Source organism: Thioreductor micantisoli, assembly GCF_055392745.1.
Genome location: NZ_AP043760.1, coordinates 693169 through 711694, shown reverse-complemented (window position 1 = coordinate 711694; position 18526 = coordinate 693169). Strand labels below are relative to the sequence as shown.

15 protein-coding genes and 1 pseudogene are annotated in these 18526 nt (G+C 27.9%); all 16 read right to left on the bottom strand.

Annotation, left to right across the window (positions count from 1 at the left end; genetic code table 11):
• Positions 1 to 2 precede the first annotated feature (2 nt).
• The 16 genes and pseudogenes from ACZ5OA_RS03745 to ACZ5OA_RS03670 all read right to left on the bottom strand — a co-directional run bounded on the left by ACZ5OA_RS03745 (position 3) and on the right by ACZ5OA_RS03670 (position 18526).
• Positions 3 to 434: a DNA adenine methylase gene (locus ACZ5OA_RS03745; RefSeq protein WP_464908190.1), complete on the bottom strand. Its 432-nt coding sequence runs from the start codon at positions 432 to 434 to the stop codon at positions 3 to 5.
• The gene (locus ACZ5OA_RS03740) at positions 403 to 1176 is read right to left on the bottom strand and encodes a DNA adenine methylase (protein ID WP_464908189.1); all 774 of its coding nucleotides are present in this window, start codon (positions 1174 to 1176) and stop codon (positions 403 to 405) included. Before ACZ5OA_RS03740 ends, ACZ5OA_RS03745 begins: the two co-directional genes overlap by 32 nt.
• Positions 1177 to 1181: 5 nt before the next feature.
• A complete protein-coding gene (locus ACZ5OA_RS03735; RefSeq protein ID WP_464908188.1) occupies positions 1182 to 1997 on the bottom strand; it encodes a TdeIII family type II restriction endonuclease in 816 nt (271 codons plus the stop codon).
• A gap of 288 nt (positions 1998 to 2285) precedes the next feature.
• Positions 2286 to 3923: an NAD-binding protein gene (locus ACZ5OA_RS03730; protein WP_464908187.1), complete on the bottom strand. Its 1638-nt coding sequence runs from the start codon at positions 3921 to 3923 to the stop codon at positions 2286 to 2288.
• A gap of 2 nt (positions 3924 to 3925) precedes the next feature.
• On the bottom strand, positions 3926 to 4306 hold the full coding sequence (locus ACZ5OA_RS03725) for a DUF6394 family protein (RefSeq protein ID WP_464908186.1): 381 nt from the start codon (positions 4304 to 4306) through the stop codon (positions 3926 to 3928).
• A 104-nt stretch (positions 4307 to 4410) separates the two neighbouring features.
• Entirely contained in the window at positions 4411 to 5700 is a 1290-nt protein-coding gene (locus tag ACZ5OA_RS03720) for a dihydrolipoyl dehydrogenase family protein (RefSeq protein ID WP_464908185.1), read from the bottom strand.
• On the bottom strand, positions 5690 to 6898 hold the full coding sequence (locus tag ACZ5OA_RS03715; protein ID WP_464908184.1) for a 2-oxo acid dehydrogenase subunit E2: 1209 nt from the start codon (positions 6896 to 6898) through the stop codon (positions 5690 to 5692). Before ACZ5OA_RS03715 ends, ACZ5OA_RS03720 begins: the two co-directional genes overlap by 11 nt.
• Positions 6888 to 7854 (bottom strand): annotated as a pseudogene (locus ACZ5OA_RS03710) (alpha-ketoacid dehydrogenase subunit beta). The gene ACZ5OA_RS03715 and the pseudogene ACZ5OA_RS03710 overlap by 11 nt, the downstream one beginning before the upstream one ends.
• A 9-nt stretch (positions 7855 to 7863) precedes the next feature.
• On the bottom strand, positions 7864 to 8826 hold the full coding sequence (locus tag ACZ5OA_RS03705; RefSeq protein WP_464908183.1) for a thiamine pyrophosphate-dependent dehydrogenase E1 component subunit alpha: 963 nt from the start codon (positions 8824 to 8826) through the stop codon (positions 7864 to 7866).
• A gap of 19 nt (positions 8827 to 8845) precedes the next feature.
• Positions 8846 to 9670 (bottom strand): lipoyl synthase, encoded by an 825-nt coding sequence (locus tag ACZ5OA_RS03700; protein ID WP_464908182.1) that lies wholly within the window; start codon positions 9668 to 9670, stop codon positions 8846 to 8848.
• Positions 9667 to 10230 carry a lipoyl protein ligase domain-containing protein gene (locus ACZ5OA_RS03695; protein WP_464908181.1) on the bottom strand — a complete coding sequence of 188 codons (564 nt, stop codon included), beginning with the start codon at positions 10228 to 10230 and terminating at the stop codon, positions 9667 to 9669. The genes ACZ5OA_RS03700 and ACZ5OA_RS03695 overlap by 4 nt, the downstream gene beginning before the upstream one ends.
• Positions 10227 to 11135 carry a malate dehydrogenase gene (locus ACZ5OA_RS03690; protein ID WP_464908180.1) on the bottom strand — a complete coding sequence of 303 codons (909 nt, stop codon included), beginning with the start codon at positions 11133 to 11135 and terminating at the stop codon, positions 10227 to 10229. Before ACZ5OA_RS03690 ends, ACZ5OA_RS03695 begins: the two co-directional genes overlap by 4 nt.
• Positions 11135 to 12484, bottom strand: coding sequence for an FAD-dependent oxidoreductase (locus ACZ5OA_RS03685; RefSeq protein ID WP_464908179.1), 1350 nt, complete (start codon positions 12482 to 12484; stop codon positions 11135 to 11137). The genes ACZ5OA_RS03690 and ACZ5OA_RS03685 overlap by 1 nt, the downstream gene beginning before the upstream one ends.
• Before the next feature lies 1 nt (position 12485).
• Positions 12486 to 14900, bottom strand: coding sequence for a phosphoenolpyruvate synthase (gene ppsA, locus ACZ5OA_RS03680; protein WP_464908178.1), 2415 nt, complete (start codon positions 14898 to 14900; stop codon positions 12486 to 12488).
• A 150-nt stretch (positions 14901 to 15050) separates the two neighbouring features.
• A complete protein-coding gene (locus tag ACZ5OA_RS03675; protein WP_464908177.1) occupies positions 15051 to 17732 on the bottom strand; it encodes a cation-translocating P-type ATPase in 2682 nt (893 codons plus the stop codon).
• Entirely contained in the window at positions 17729 to 18526 is a 798-nt protein-coding gene (locus ACZ5OA_RS03670) for a hypothetical protein (RefSeq protein ID WP_464908176.1), read from the bottom strand. Before ACZ5OA_RS03670 ends, ACZ5OA_RS03675 begins: the two co-directional genes overlap by 4 nt.

Sequence of the window (18526 nt, the reverse complement as noted above, 5' to 3'; positions counted from 1 at the left end):
TTTTAATCCTTATAATTTCTAATTAGTAAATGTTTAGTATTTCTATTATTTCTATTTTGAAAGCTTACCATATATTTTTTATCAAATGTATTGATATTTATATTTTTTTTATCATACAAATCAAATATAAAATCAGTATTTTTAATTATAATCATCCATTTAGCTTGACATTCATTTATAAGGTAATTTGCTAACCTTTTTTGGTCATCTTTAGTAAATTCATTTTGTGCATAAGTACTAAATTCACTATCATAAGGTGGGTCTAAAAATATAAAATCATCTTTTTTAGGTTTGTTATGCATAAAAAAATCTTCAAAGTCTAAATTAGTTATTTTTGTTTTATTTAGATGTGTAATAAGTTCTTTTGATTGTAAATAATCAAGTTTTTTAGATAAGTTTTTTCTATTGTATCCTATTCCACCTGTAAGGTACATTAAAAGCTCCACTTTTGTTATATCTAAACATTCCACTATAAGCAAAATTTCTTATAAAAAAGAAAATTGCTACTTCTTTGTATTTTTCAATATTGTATTTTTCAATATTATTATAAAGATGTCTAAAATGCATATAAAAAGCACTCTTAAAAGCTGATTCAATATTATCAAGAATATCTTTATTTGGAAGTTTACCTTTTTCCAACTCAATCTTTTTCATTCTTTTTGTTTTATTAACAAGATTTTTATTAAGTTCTTTAATAAAATTCTCAAGATTAATATTAAAATTAGATTTTAGCATACCATTAAATTCAGCAGAGTGTTTAAATATAAATTCAACAATCCAGTTTTTAATATCTAATTCTGTTATTTTATTTTTTGAAAAGTTAATGTAACAATTAATAAATTCATTAGAATTATTACTTACAATTTTTTCTAATAATTCCCAATTATAAATAATTTCATTCATAATTTTAAAAAATAATTTATCTTCATTTTTGATAGTATTATATAAATCAATAAGCTCATAAGATTTATCATTAATAAATAGCTTATTTGCATTAATTGAAAAATAAACTGCTCCACCCCCAATAAATGGTTCATAATAGTTATTAAATTTCTTTGGTATTGCTGGATGAATATATTTTAATTCTTGTTCTTTCCCTCCAGCCCATTTTAAAATAGGAGATAGTCTATTTTCTAATATATTATCATGTTGTAATAATTTTATAGGTACAATCATTTTAATTAACCTAAGTATTCTTGTTTAATATTTTCTAATGCATTATTAATTAAATATGCTGATTTTCTATATTCATCTATAACTATTTCATAGCCCCTATCGCTACAACATACAAGATTCCAAAAATCTTTACCAATTAATAATTCTTCTTTTGCAAAAAATTGTAAAACTCTAGTTTGTTTCCACTCTTTATCTTCTCCAAATCTATTATAGGCAGTTGCAAAATGACATTTTATATTTGCATTTTTTCCTAAAGAATTTGAGAGAATTGCATATTGCTCAAATATTGCTTCTTTTTCACTTCTAGCTTTCTTATTATCTAAATCTCCACCTATTTTAAGTTCAATTAAATGATGTGTATTAGTTTGTTTGTCAAATAAATAATAATCACTAACATGAGTTTTAACTATTACATCTGAATTTGTTGTAAGATTTTTAATCTCATCATAATGAGAAATTAATGGTTTTAAACTGTTTTTACTATTTTTATATCCTTCTAATAATTCAGCTATTTTTGCTGTTTGCTCTGGATATAATTCACCTTCTACACTTTGCTCTACTTCATAAAATAATTTTGCAATATTTATTGCCATCTTTTCAAGCATATTTCCCATTGAACTATCAAGTGAACGAACTAATGAAGTATAATATTGTATTTCTTCAGCAAGTGCAGAAATAAATACATTATGCATTTTCATATTTATTGTTCCTTTTGGATCATTAACTTCTCCAATATGTCTTGTCTCAAATCCGTTAGCATAAGCTTCAACGGCACTTCTTACAATTTGTTTTATTGCTTTTTCTGTTTCTATTGCTCTCATATTTAGTCTCTTTATTTTATATTTTAATTATTTTATCCAAAAAGTAAATTGGTACATAATAGAGCCACTTAGAAATTAAATTTTAGAAATCCTTTCTATTATGAATTATAATACTATAATTTTTTATTACAAAAAAAACTTTATAGAATATAATACACAAAGGCTTTTCATGTAAACTATTATACCAAAAACATCTCCAAGTTTATATAAAATATAAATTAAAATTTTAAATTTTTATAAAAAATAACTTTTATTTTTATCGATTTTTATTTATCATATAAATATACCTTACCCTTCCCCTAGCACATATTCTAGTTCATAAATATTATTTATAATATATTCAAAATCCTCTAAATTTTCATCATTAGAAGCTATTAACAACCTATCATTTTCTTGGATTTCAATATCAGGAGTTGGCATCAAAATAATTTCTTCACCCCTTTTTAAAAGCAAATAAACTATTTTTAAAAGTTCATTTCTATTAGCTCTTGATTTTCTTATATCTCCTAATGTAATTTTTTTGCCTTTTTTAAGTTTTAGAATAAGGGCATATGCACTTTTTTCATTTATTGTAATTTCATAATAAATTGGATTTTCTCCTGCTATATTTTTTAACATATTAACTATTATTTCAGCCCACTCATTTTCTTTTTTTCTTATTTCTTTGATAAAAGTATTGACTAAAGGTCTAGAAATATTTATTATTGCATATTCTGCCGTAATTTTTTCCAAAACATAAAGTCTATAAATATCTGAAGCTTGGAAAATAGTAATACCATCTAACGAATTCTCTCTTGCGATAGTAATAATAGAAGGATTTAATTTTTTTGCCTTATTTATAATAGTTAAGTTTAATAAATCGTTATTTGTAGCTGCAATTATTACTTCTACATTTTTAATATCAAAATTTTCTAATAATTTCTGATCTTCTTCATCCCCAAAAATCACTGTTCCTTTTTCTTGTTCATAATTTTTTGAATCTATTTTTAAAATATTAAATGATATATCTGCTCGTTTAAGTCCTTCTTCTAAAGCATGACCCATTCCACCATATCCACATATTAAATAATTTCCTTTTGGTAAAAAATCTTTTTTTTCTAAACTTAATTTATGCCCAAAAGCCCAAAGTTCCAAAAGCCATATATAAGACTTTGTAAGATTTAAATAGATTCTATCTGAAATTATTTTGAAAGGATTTACAATATATTTTATTCCAAGTGACTTATAATAATCTTCTTGATTTTTTGAAGTAGCTTTGACAATAAGCTCAATATTTGGATTTAAAAGTTTACAGATTGTAGCAATTTGCATATTTTTAGCATCATCCTCAAAAAGTGATATAACCCCTTTACAATATTTTAATTTAATCCCTGCATATTTTAAAATATTTTCATTCATTCCATCTCCTGCAATAGCAGGTACATATGGATTAAATTCTTCTAAATACAATTCATCAACTTTTTCTTCTATTTTATCTATAACTACAAACCTAAAATTAGAATTATTTATAATTTCTTTTGTAATTCTATTATAACCCAATATTATAAAAAAATCTTCTTTTAAATATTTGATTTGAGTTATAAATTTTCTAATATTTATTGCTTTTTTAAGTGACTCATCTTGTATTAGTGCTACAATAGTCCCTATAGCATAAAACCAACCTATAACTGTAATATAAATAGAAAATGTAACCCAAAGTTTTTGAGGATAAGTAAAAGCATAAGGTCCTTCTCCAAACCCTATAGTCGTAGCCATATAACTTACGAAATAGAAAGCATCAAAAAAATTTAAATGATAAATATGACCACTATTATCAACCGTGGGAATTAACATAAGTCCTATTATAGAAACAGAAAAAGTAAATAACAAAACTAAAAATGGAATTCTTAGCTTTTTTAAAACAATCCAAATTACTTGATTATCCATTATTATCTTTTTGATTTTATAGTATCTGCTATAAATAAAATAACTGAAACAATATTTGCGAGCAATGCTCCACCGGAAAGAGAAACAATTGTTACTGATGTTGTAACATTAAAATCTTTAATTCCATACAAAGCTACACCCCATACAACAGCAGATAATATAAGTTGTAAATCAGCGACTAAACTTGTAGCTAATAAAACCGCCCCTAATTGAGTTTTATCTCCTAATTTCATAGTAGTTGCAATTAAATTTACAATAATTGCGAAAAATAATTCCCATGCACTATGTTGTGCAATAACGGTAGGATCACCATAAAAAAACCCAAAATTAATAGTCATTGCGAGAATAAAGAAAAACCCTGAAATAATTTTATTCATATTCATTTTAAACCTTTTTTAATTTATATGTTAAGATTATATCACTTCTATTAAACAGTAAATTCCAATATTAATATAATTTAATAATATTTGTAACTATTTACTACAAATTATTGAATTTTTCTTAAAGCATAATCAAATATTTCTGAAAAAGTTGGATGAGCAAAAGTAGTGTTGAGAGCTGTTTTTGCATCCATTTCTCCGGCTATTATCTCTCCAAAAATAGATATCAATTCTTCTGCATTTGGCATAAATAGCTCAGCTCCTGTAATAAATTTATCTTTATCATAATAAATAACTATTAACCCATTTCCACTGCCATCAACTGCACTTGCAACTCCAAGTGCTTTTAGTGGATAGACTATCTCTTTTTCACTTTTTACACCAATTAATGCATAACTTAGTGGAAGTGTAAATATAAATTTAGGAATATTATTTAAATTTAAAACCTCTTTTTTACCATTTAAAAAGTTAGCCACATTAATAGCCTCTTTTCTTGCCGCATGAGCTAATGATAATTTCCCATTACAATCACCTATTGCAAAAACATTCTCTTCACTTGTTTGAAAATATTGATTTGTTTTGATAGCACCTTTTTGAAGTTCTAATTCATACTCTAAAAACTCTAAATTTGCTTTTCTTCCAGTTGCCACTAAAAGCATTTCAGTTTGTAATTTTTTATCATTTTGAGTGATAATTTCTACTTTTTTATCAACTTTTGCACTTTTTATTGAAGTGTTAAATTTTAATTCTACACCTATTTTTTGAAGTTGTTGTTTTAGATTTTGTGATATTTTTTCGTGCATTTTGAAGTTATCTCTTCTATAAATTAGAGTAGTTTTTACTCCATTTATTGCAAAATATCCTGCAAATTCAAGAGCAATTGCACCTCCTCCATAAATTATTATCTCTTTTGGTAACTTTTCTAAATGTAAAGCTTCATTACCTGTAATAATTTTTTTATAATCAATTTCAATTCCCTCTGAAATAAAAGGTTTTGCACCAGTTCCAATTACAATATAATCACTTTCAAAAATTTTATCATCTACTTTTATTTCATTTTTAGAAATAAGTTTTGCAACTCCCTCTATTACCTCAACTCCGCTTGCTTTTATTTGTTTAGTTACACTAGAAACTAATATTTTTCTTTCAATTTCTATATTTTTAAGCAATTTTTTAATATCTAATTTTGAAGGAGTAAAATATTCTTCTTTCGTCTCAAAAAGTGTTTTTGTTCTATGAAGCAATTTTTTTGAAGGAATACACCCATTATTCAAGCAAGTCCCACCAATATGAGCTAAATCTTTTTCAATTAACGCTACTTTTTTGCCACTTCTTGCTAAAAATATAGCACCCACATAATTAAGCCCTCCACCTATAAAAATTACATCATATTTCATTAAATCCACCTTTGAAATCCATTACAAATTTACTTGCATCTACTCCATTAAAAATTCGATGGTCAAATTTTGCAGTTATTTTTATTTTATTCTCTTTCATAGCACCAAAGGCAATCATAAAACTATCTTTATCATTTATTAAAGCATCAAAGCTATCAATTCCAAACATTCCAAGATTACTAATCCCACCTGTTGAGCCTTTTAAATCATTAAGATTTAATCGTTTTATTTTAATATTTTTAAGCCACTCATCTATTTCAAACAAAGTCAATTTTTCTACCTCTTTTAAAACTATCATATAAAGCCCATCTTCTCTATCTACGGCTATTGAAATATTTGAATTTTGAAATTCTAAAAGTGTGTCATTTTCTAAAATAGTTCTACTTTTAGGATATTTTTGCATTGTATTTGCTAATACTTTTATAATCAAAGTTGTTATTTTAAACTCGTTTTTAGAAGTTATCTCTATTTCATCATAAATATTAAAAGTTGGCTTTTTTATAGCATTTTCTACATTTTTAATTATACCTATTTGATTTGGAGTTAAAGAGATTTTTTTAGGTAAATTATTTTCTAAAATATATTTTCTTACCTCATCAGAATTAATTTTATGATTAAATATAAATTTATCTAAAATATCATACTCTTTTGCTAATTTTTTAGCTTTTGGAGTAAAATAATGACTATAAATATACTCTTTTATATCTATTTCGTGAGTTGGAATATTAACTTTATTTTCATTTTGAAGTTTTTCTAAGTCAATATTTAATTCACTTGCTATTTTTTTTGCCACAGGAGAAGCAGAACTATTTGAAAAATTATTACTTACAATTTTAATCTCTTTTTTTACTTCTTTTTTTGGAGTTTTTTTTATTTCTTTTTGAATGATTTTTTGTGGATTTTCTTTTTGAATTACTTTCTCTGACTCCTCTGAAACTTCTTTTTTTGATACCTCTTTCAAAGGTTTATCATAAATAATTGCTATATCTTTTTTAACCTCAACCGCGTCTCCTTCTTTATAAAGGAGATGAATATATCCATCATAAAAACTCTCAACCTCAATAACTGCTTTATCACTTTCAACATCAGCAATCACTTCGCCTTTTTTTACTTTCTCCCCTTCCTTTTTGTGCCATTTTACAATCGTCCCTTTATCCATCGTATCAGACAAAATAGGCATAGTTACTTTATATTCCATTTTGACTTCTCCATTCATTGATTTTAGCAACTATTTTATCCGGAGTTGGAATAGAAAGAAGTTCTAATTTTCTGTTATATGGGATTGGAACATCTTCACCACTTATTCTAAGAATTGGAGCATCTAAATCATAAAAACAATTCTCTACTATTTGGGCAACTATTTCTCCACCTACTCCCCCTGTTTTATGATTCTTCTTCTACAATTACCACTTTTTTAGTTTTTGAAATAGATTTTTTAATAGTTTTGATGTCAATTGGACTAATTGAATTTAAATCAATTAATTCTACATCTAAATCAATATCTTTTAAAGCTTCTAAACAGTCGTATCTCATTTTTGAATAAGTTATAAGAGTTAACTGTTCCCCCTCTTTTACTATTTCAGCTTTGAAAGGATTGAAATTTTCAACTTCTTTAAACTCTTCATCTTTTGGATAAAGAAGTTCGTGCTCAAGAAAAATTATTGGGTCATTTGATTTGATAGCATATTTCAATGAATAATAAGCACTCGTCGGATTACTTGGAGAAATAACTTTCAGTCCTGGCACATTTATAAACATTGAATCATAATTTTCACTATGTTGAGCTGCTAACTGTCTTGAAACTCCAGTCGCCATTCTTACAACTAATGGAACAGCTAACTTTCCTGCACTCATATATCTTAGTTTACTTGCGTGATTTATAATTTGGTCAAAGGCTAAAAGTGAAAAATTTGTAGTCATTATTTCTGCAATTGGTCTAAGCCCTGCAAGAGCCATACCTACAGAATTTCCAACGATGCTAAGCTCTGCAATTGGAGTATCCATTACTCTTTTTCCTCCATATTTTGCATACAAACCTTCACTAACTCTATAACTTCCCCCATATCTTCCTACATCTTCCCCTAAAATAACAACACTTTCATCTTCTTCCATCATCTCATCAATCGCTTTATTTAATGCTTCTCTGTATAACATAATTCCCCCTTACACTTCGCAATTTTCGCAAAAAACATCATCAAAAAGTTCTTCATCATCTGGTTCTGGTGAATGAGAAGCAAATTCTACCGCTTCATCTATCTCTTTTGATATCTTTTCATCAGTTTCATCAAACCACTTTTCATCCACACTCTCTTCATTTATAGCATACTCTTTTAATTTCTTAATTGGGTCTTTTGATTTGTAAATATTTAACTCTTCCTCACTTCTATATTTTCCCGCGTCACTTATTGAATGACCTTCATATCTGTAAGTCATAGCTTCTATAAAAATCGGACCAAGTCCATTTTCAATATGCTCTTTTGCTTTTATTACAGCATTATAAACTTCGATTACATCCATTCCATCAATTAATATCGTTGGCATATAATTTTTAACTTTATTATATTGCTCTAAAAATGGAGAAGTCCAAGTTATGTGCGTTCCTATCGCATATTGATTATTTTCAAGAAAAAATATTAAAGGAAGTTTATTAGTTGTAGCATTATTTATACTTTCAAAAAAGGCACCACCATTTGTAGCACCATCTCCAAAAATAGCAAAAACTCCTGCTTTTTCTCCTTGAAGTTTTCTTGCATATGCACAACCAACCGCAAGTGGTAAATGTCCCCCTACAATTGCATCTCCACCATAAAAACCAAGCTTTGGCTCAAAAAGATGCATACTTCCGCCTTTTCCCGAGCTTACTCCAGTTTTTTTTCCAAAAAGTTCTGCCATTATATATTTAGGTTCAATTCCTCTTGCAATCGCTAAAACATGCTCTCTATAATGAGCAAATACATCCCCTTTTTCAAAGGCCAACATACTTCCTATGCTTATGGCTTCTTGACCTATATCTAAATGCAAAAAACCTGCAATATTTCCATTCATATATTCTTGTTTACTTCTTAACTCAAATTCCCGTCCAAGTTTCATTAAATAATAAAACTTTTTTAACATCATATTGTTCATTTTGACTCCTTTGTAATTTTTATAATTTATCTGCATAATAACTACTTCTAACTAATTGGCCACTAATTACACTTTCAAAACCATACTCTTTTGCTATCAATTCTAGCTCCTTAAACTCTTCATTTGTATAATATTTTACTACTTTTGTATGTTTTGGACTTGGTTGTAAATATTGTCCAATTGTAAGTTGTTTAACTCCTGCATTTGATAAGTCTTTGAAAGTTAATTTTAAATCTTTAATATTTTCTCCAAATCCCACAATGATTGAAGATTTTGTAAGCTTATATTTTGAATAAAATTCTAAAACATCTAAACTAAGTTTATAGTCACTTTTTGGTTTTAAATATTTATGAAGATTTTCAGTTGTTTCGATATTGTGAGCTAATTTATAAGCTTTTGAATTTACTAAACTTTCCAAAGAGTTTAAATCTCCCTCAAAACTTGGAGTTAAAGCTTCTATTTTAATTTGATTATTAATTTTTGAAATCTCTTCTATTACCTTGACAAATTGACTGCTTCCATAATCATTCAAATCATCCCTATCTGGAGAAGTTATAACTACATAATCTAAATTTAAATATTTAACCGCTTCAGCTATTTTTTGTGGTTCATTCTCATCAACTTTTAGAGGTTTTGCAGAAGTAACATTACAAAATCTACAATTTTTTGTACAAATATTTCCTAAAATCATAAAAGTAGCAACCCCTCTTGAAAAACATTCACTAATGTTTGGACATTTTGAAGAGAAGCAAATTGTATTTAAGTTATATTTTTTAATTATAAAATTTGTTTTTTCTATAACTTCATCAATTGGAGCTTTTACTTTTGGTTTGAAATATTTCAAATTTTTTCCTTTGCAAAAATATTTACTACTCTTTTTTTTACTTCCTCTCTTAAAAATTCATACCCCTCATTATGTAAAGAAGTTGCCTTAATTCCTTCTAAATTACAAGGATTAATTTTATTGAAATTTTCTAAATTATTATTTAAATGAATACTTACTCCATGTTTTGAGTATCCTTTTTTATAACTAAGCCCAATAGAACAGATTTTTCTATTTTCGATATAAAAGCCTGCTTTTTTGCTATCAAAAACTATATTTTTATCAAAACTAAAAAACTCTTTTAATATTTTAACCACTCTTTTATAAAAAATTGGTGGGCTTGGAACTTTATGAATAAAATAAATCATAAAACTACCTTCATCAAAATATGTAATACTTCCACCTCTATCAACCCTCAAAGCAAATTCAAATTCTTTTTCATTTACTCCTCTTGTAAAAACAGGATAATGACTTGCAAAAAGAGTATATTCTTTATTTTCTCTTATTGCTCTTTTATGCAAATAGTTTTGAATTTGTAAAAATCTTTCATATTCCACTAATCCTAATTCTATAAATTTCATTTAGTAGATTGATAAACCTCATCTAATTTATTTATAGATTTTTGAAGTAATTGTTTCTCCTCATCATCACACTCTATTAAAAGTTTTCTCTCAATTCCATCTTTTCCTATAATACAAGGTTGAGAAATACAAACTTTACTTTCAAAACATCTACAATCTAAAACACTAGAAACTGTAAAAATCCTTTTTTCATCATTAACAATAGCTTTTATAATCGTAGCAACTGCAACTCCAATTGCTTGTTTTGTAAAGCCTTTTTTCTCTATTATTTTATAAGCTCTTTTTCTCACTCTATTTTCTATAGTTTCCTTATCAATTTGTTTAATTTTATCTATTTCAACACACCCAGCCATTGCCATAGACCATAAAACAAATTCACTATCTCCATGTTCTCCTATAACATAAGCATGAATATCTTTTGTGCTAACACCTATTTCTTTTGAAATTGCTTCTTGAAGTCTAATAGAATCCAAAACTGTTCCACTTCCAAAAGTTAAATTTTCATCTCTTTTTGTAACTTCTTTTGCAATTCTTGTAAGAATATCTACTGGATTTGTAACAATTATAATTTTAGAAGTTAAACTAATTTTATCAAGTTCGTTTATAATCGACTTAATAATATCAACATTTTGATTTAAAAGCTCTAATCTTGTTTGACCTACTTTTTGTTTAACACCCGCTGTAATTACAATAACCTCACACTCTTTCAAATCATCATAATTATTTGTAGCGCTAAGTTTCATATCATTTAAAAATGGTAAAGAATCTTCTAAATCAAAAATCTCCCCTTGGGCTTTTTCTAATGTTCTATTAAATAAAAATATTTCTTTTGCTACTCCTAAATAAACTAAACTATCTAATACTCCAACGCCTACATTTCCGGCCCCTATAACCCCCACTTTCATTATCTTTCCTTATTTATTTTTAAATCTAACACTTCTGCTACTTTTGCTATTGGATATGAAGTTGGAGCTGAAGTTAAAAGAGGATGAGTAGCAACTTGAAGATTAATTAATGAATAAATATTTACATGATTTTCAATAGCTAAACCTAAAATATTTATCATCTCTCCTACATCTACATTTCCAACAATCTGAGCACCCACAACTGCTCCACTTCTTTTCATACAAATGAGTTTTATTGTCTGTTTTGAATCATTTGGCAATTTTGCTGGGTGTTTATCATCCACTGTAACCATAGCTGATTCTACTTCTAATCCCTCTTTTAACGCCTCAGCTTCTGTAACTCCCACTGATGAAAATACTCTATTATCTACAACAGTTGAAAAAATAGCAATTGTTCCTGAGAAAGTTTTTGCATATTTAATTCCATATAAAGCACTTACGACTGTTCTAGCTTCTGCAGTTGCCGTAGATGCAAGCATAATTGGAGTTGTTCTTTTAGTAATAAAATCTCTCTTCTCGGCACAATCACCTACAGCAAAAACATCTTTTTTTGTAGTTCTCATATATTCATCTACATAAATAAACTCACCTCTCAAAGAAAGTCCTGTTTTTTTAGCTAGTTCTGTATTTGGAGTATAACCAATAGCAATTATAACTGCGTCAGCTTCTATTTTCTCACCTTTATCAGTTATTACAACTTTTGCTAAATTATCTTTTTCTTCAATATCACTCAAATGAGCCTTATAATGTTTCATACCATCTTTTAAGACAATATTTTCTATCATTTGAGTAAATTCATCATCAAAGGCATGTCCCAATAATTTACTTCCTACAAAAGAGATATTTTTTCCATATTTGTAAAGTTCAAGTCCAGTTTCAACTCCAATAAATCCAGTTCCAACAACTGTAATATTTTTAATATCTTTATTTTGTTTTAATTCTTCATAAGTTTTTTTAAGTTCTTGTGAATTTTTAGAAATATAAAAAACATTTTTTAGATGATTATATTTTGAAATTTTTTTAGGCATAGAGCCAATAGCAAAGATTAATTTATCATACTCTATATCTTCGCCATTTTTTAGAATTACTTTTTTATCATCATAATTAACATTTACAACTTCATTTATAGCTAATTCAATATCTTTTTTTTGGGCTATCATATCCCAATCTACAATATCATCATCAAATTCAATTTTATCTCCAAAAATATATGGAAGCCCACAAGGAACTAATGTTGTTGGATCATTTTTGACAACCATTACTTTTTTATCTGAATAATATGCCTTGCTTGAAGTAGCTGCCACTATTCCAGCAGGCCCCCCACCTATTACTAAAATATCTGTTTTCATTTTATTTACCTAATTTTTTTTCTAACTCTAAAATATCTTGTTTTATTTTTAAGACACTATCAGGATTTAAACTAATAGAATCAATACCTTTTTTCACTAAAAACTCTGCAAATTCTGGATAATCACTTGGTGCTTGACCACAAATTCCAGAATGACGATTATTTCTTTTTGCTCCATCAATTGCCAAATCTATCATTTTTTCAACCCCAGGATCTCTTTCATCATAATCAAATGCAACTATTTCGCTATCTCTATCAACTCCTAATGTTAGTTGAGTTAAATCATTACTTCCAATACTAAATCCATCAAAAATTTTTGCAAATTCATCTATCAAAATTACATTATTAGGAATCTCACACATTACATAGATTTTAAGCCCATTAATGCCTTGTTTAAGTCCATATTTAGCCATTGTTTCAATAACTTTTTTACCTTCTTCAACTCTTCTACAAAAAGGAATCATTAAAATAATATTATCAAATCCCATCTCTTCTCTTGCTCTTTTCATAGCTTTACACTCTAAACTAAACCCTTCTTCATAAGCTGGATTGGCATATCTTGATGCACCTCTAAAACCTATCATTGGATTATCTTCTTTTGGCTCGAAGAATTCTCCTCCAAGCAAACTTGCATACTCATTTGATTTAAAATCACTCATTCTAACTACACAATCTTTGGGATATACACTTGCCGCTATAGTAGCAACACCTTCACTTAATGTTTTTATGAAAAATTCTTCTTTTGAAGAAAAAGATACTGCTATCTTATCTAACTCTTTTTTAGTTTCATTATCTACTTTTTCTGGATGTAACAAGGCCATTGGATGAACTTTTATATAATTATTAATTATAAATTCCATTCTTGCTAAACCTATCCCATCAACTGGAAGATATGATAATGAAAAAGCTTGGTCTGGATTTCCTAAATTCATCATAATTTCAGTTTTTGTTTTAGCTAAATTATTTAAATCTGTTTTTGTAACATTATATTTTAAAATACCTTCATAAATAAATCCAGTTTCACCTTCGGCACAAGAAACTGTAACTTCATCACCATCTTTTAAACTTTCTGTTGCATTTTCAGTCCCTACAACTGCTGGAAGTCCAAGCTCACGAGATACAATTGCCGCATGACAAGTTCTACCACCTTTGTTTGTAATTAAAGCGGACGCCTTTTTCATAATTGGTTCCCAATCTGGAGTTGTAATATCTGAAACTAACACTTCTCCATCTTTAAAGGTATCCATTTCAGAGATATCATGTATAATATGAACTTTTCCAGCTCCTATTTTTGTTCCAACTGCTCCACCTGTTAAAAGAATCTTTCCTTTCTCTTTTAGAGAATAGATTTCTAAAACATCATCCTTTTTTTGTGATTCTACAGTTTCAGGTCTTGCTTGAACTACATATATTTCACCAGTTAGCCCATCTTTTGCCCATTCCATATCCATTGGTTTATGAAATCCAAATTTTTCAGAATAATGATTTTCTATTTTAATTGCATAATCTCCAAGAATTACAGCATCCGCGTCAGTTATAGAAAATTGACTCATTTCTTTTTCGTTTGTAGGCACATTTTTAGTATATTCATATGCCATATTTGAGATATTTGCCTCTTTTGTAAATATCATTTTGACATTTTTATTCCCAAGTTTTCTTTTTAAAACTGTTTTATATCCTTTATTAAATGTAGGCTTATGAATATAAAAACTATCTGGTTCAACCGCACCCAAGACTACATTTTCTCCAAGTCCCCAAGAAGCATTGATAAATACCACATCTTTAAATCCAGTTTCTGTATCAAGTGAGAACATAACCCCAGCACTTGCTAAATCACTTCTAACCATTTTCATAACAACAACTGAAAGATAAACTTTTAAATTATCAAATCCATTATCATATTTATAATGAATACTTCTATCTGTAAAATTACTTGCTAAACATCTTTTGTATGAATCAATTAATGCTTTTTCATCTTGAATATTTAAATATGTCTCATTTTGACCTGCAAAACTGGCTTCTGGTGAATCCTCCGCTGTGGCACTTGAACGAACTGCAACTGATACATCATTTCCATACTCTTTTTTTAATTCATAAAAATTATTTATAATTTCATCTTTTAAATCATCGGGAACAATAGCATTTTCAATTAAATTTCTACAACCTTCCCCTGCTTTTTGTAAAGAAATTACATCATTTATATTCATATTATCTAAAATATTTTTTAGTTTATCCCACAAATTATTATAATCCAAAATATATTTATAAGCACTTGCCGTAACTGCATATCCATTTGGAACTTTTACTCCTGCACTTACTAAACTACTATACATTTCCCCTAAATTTGCGTTTTTTCCCCCTACTTCTACTACATCATTAACACTTAAATCCTTAAACCATTTTATGTATTTACTCATTTTTTCTCCCTTAGTAAATTTGTTGCTTCTTTTGCAATTTGTAACTCTTCATTTGTAGGAATCAGCATTACTTTCACTTTTCCTATTGAGATTATAACACTATTTTTTTATTTTTTTCTTCATTAATAAAAATTCCATAATTTTCTAAATTTAATCAAAATGTAAACTTTTCATTTTTTTCAGTCTCAAATATTTATAAGTTTCATGTGATACTAAAAGTAAAATAGGAAAAGGTATAAGTATCCACAAATCAGAAAGTGGCACATGAGCTGTATTAAATACTTTTTGCACTGCTTCTACATTTAAAAGTGCCCATATCCACGCAAAAACCGCTACCATAGCAAAAAGTATAGCTTTATTTGATTCCCAACTAAGTGTCCAAATATTAAAATCCCAACTCCTCAAAGTCCATACATTTGCTAATTGACAAGTAACTGCTCCCAAAAGGGTCATCGTCATAGCTTGTGCGTGAAACACTGGATCATTTAAATTTACTTGACCATATTGCCATCCGTGAGACAAAAGAAAAGTAATAAAAGCAAACATTGCTGCACTTGCTTCGATGATACCGATGAAAAAATATCCTCTTTTAAATACTTCCCAATCAAGAATTTTTTCATCTTTTCCAACTGGTGGTCTTTTCATAATATTTTTTTCTGGTTTTTCACTTCCTAATGCAAGCCCCGGAAGCATATCTGAGCCTAAATCAATTGAAAGAATTTGAATAACTGAAAGTGGATTTGGAATTTTAAAGAAAAATGACATTACATAAGGCACAATCTCTGGAATATTTGACGAAAGAATATAAGTAACAAATTTTTTGATATTAAAATATACCGTTCTTCCCTCTTCAATAGCTGAAACAATAGAATTAAAATTATCATCAAGAAGTATCATATCGCTTGCTTCTTTTGCAACATCTGTTCCACTTCCCATAGCAATACCAATATCAGCTTTTTTAAGTGAAGGAGAATCGTTAACTCCATCTCCCGTCATAGCTACCACTTCACCATTTTTTTGAAGAGCATCAGCAATTTTGAGTTTTTGATTACTTGCCATTCTTGCAAAAATATAAGTTTTCTCTTTTAATAATTTTTGAAGTTCATTATCACTAAGTTTTGCAACCTCATCTCCCGTCATAACTCCATCAAATCTAAGTCCAATTTTTTTACCTATTGCTGCAGCGGTGTTTGGATTGTCTCCTGTTATCATAATTGTTCTAATTCCCGCCGTGTAACATTTACCAAGCGCCTCTTTTACCTCTTCTCTTGCAATATCCATAATAGCTACAAGTCCTAAAAGCGTAAGATTATTCTCGTCATCTTTATCATTTATAGCAATAGCTAAAACTCTAAACGCCCTATTTTCAAAATTATGAAGTTCTTTTAACATTTTTTCTTTTACATTTTCATCAAACTCTTTTATACCATCTTTATCTTGATAATGAGTAACTTTAGCAAAAATTACTTCTGGTGCTCCTTTTACAAAAAGAATTTCTTTATCTTCCATTGTTCCAAAAGTGGACATCATTTTTCTATCACTTGAAAAAGGATTCTCTTTTATTTTTTCGAAATTGAAATTAATTTTACATTTTTTAGCCGCTGCCACAAGTGCTAATTCTGTAGGATCTCCGACTATTTTTCCTTCTTCAATAGTTGCTCTTGAATTATACCAACCAGCTTTTAATAAATTAGAAAGATTGTTTTTAGAATTTTCATTTTCATTTTCTATCTTGAATTCTCCTTCTGTTAAATATCCACTACCACTAAGAAAAATTTTTTCTCCACTTATAAGATATATCTCTTGCAAAGTCATTTCATTTTTTGTAAGAGTTCCTGTTTTATCTGTGCAAATAGTTGTTACACTCCCTAATGTTTGAACAGATGCTAAATTTTTGATAAGTGCATTCTTTTTTGCCATTCTTTGAGATGCTAAAGAGAGTGAAAGAGTAATTGTAGGAAGCAATCCTTCTGGTACATTTGCTACAATCAAAGAAAGTGCAAAAATTGCCGCTATTAAAACACCTTTCCCAGAAAAATATCCAAGGAAAAAAAAGACAACTCCCGCAAGTAACGCCAAAACTGTTAAAATTTTAGTCATATTTATAACCTCTTTTTCAAGAGGAGTAAGCCCTTTTTCGATATTACCCGTAAGTGTTGCTATTTTTCCAAATTCCGTAGCCATTGCCGTCGCTACAACTACTGCTTCTCCACTTCCATTAACTACACTTGTCCCTGCATAGACCATATTTTTTGCATCAATACTTCTTTTTGCTCCCCCACTTTTAAGCTCTCTTTTTGAGGGTTTAGATTCCCCATCAAGAGATGAGGTATTTATATAAATTTCATTTGCTTCAATAAGCACCGCATCGGCGGCTATTTTGTCTCCCTCTTCTAAAATTATTATATCTCCTGGGACTAAAGTATTTGCATCAATTTCTTCTACTTTTCCATCTCTTTTTACTTTTACAATTGTGGGCATAAGTTTTAGAAGTGCTTCCATTGCCTTATCCGCTTTAAAATTTTGCCAAAAAGTAAACGATGCATTTATAAAGACTGCTCCAAAAATAGCATAACCTAAAATATCATTTCCCTGATTTGGTTGATAATAATTTGCTATAAATGCTAAAATACCAGCAATTTCAAGTAAAATAGGGAAAAATTGAATATATTGAATAAAATACTCTTTTATATAATTTTTCTTTTTTTTACCTTCAATAACATTTTGACCAAATTCATCTAGTCTTTTTGATACCTCATCTTGAGTTAATCCATCTTTATTTGTTTTAAATTCTTTAAATAATTTATCTTTATTTAATTCAAAAGGTTTCATGGTTCATCCTTATATGGAATAAAATAGATACTATTTATTATAGGTTTTTCAAATAAAATATCTATTGGATGTTTTCCAAAAAAACTATTATTATGATGAGCCCCAATAATTGCTAAATCATATCCACCACTTGCAATATGAGTTTGAACTTTTTCTTCTTCAACTAACGCAAAATCATGTTTTATAGAAAATTTAAAATTCATCATTTTAGCTAATTTAAAATAGTGTCTTAAATTGAATATAACCTCTTTAAGTTTTTCTTTTTGATTTTGTGTATTAAATTCCATAGGAAAGACTTTATCCACAGAATAAATTTCACTTTTAGAAAAGTAAGCCAAAACGAAAGCAGAAAAAAGAGTAAATTTTCTAACAGAAAGTCTCGAGCCTCTAATAGGTAAAATAATATTATCTACATTATCAGCCTGTCCTAATTTTAGAATCTTAGCAACTGCTAAGTCAACTTTTATCTCTTTTTTTATTATCTTTTGTATAAACGACTTATCTAAAATAGAATGTTTATGTCTTGTAGAACAAAACATCATATCAATATCTTTCGATTCTACAAACTCTTTTAACTCATTTAATTTATCAAAAGTTAAAAATTCACTTTCTACTTCAAATTTTTTAGCTAAATTTATTAACTCTTTGGCATTTTTCTTTACTTCTTTAATATCATCTTTTCCATTGATATAAATTAAAGTAAGTTTATACCCCAAAAATTTTGCATAATGGAGTGCATAAATAGTTGAATTTTCCGAGATTAAAGACCCATTGATTAAACTAATTACCCGCAT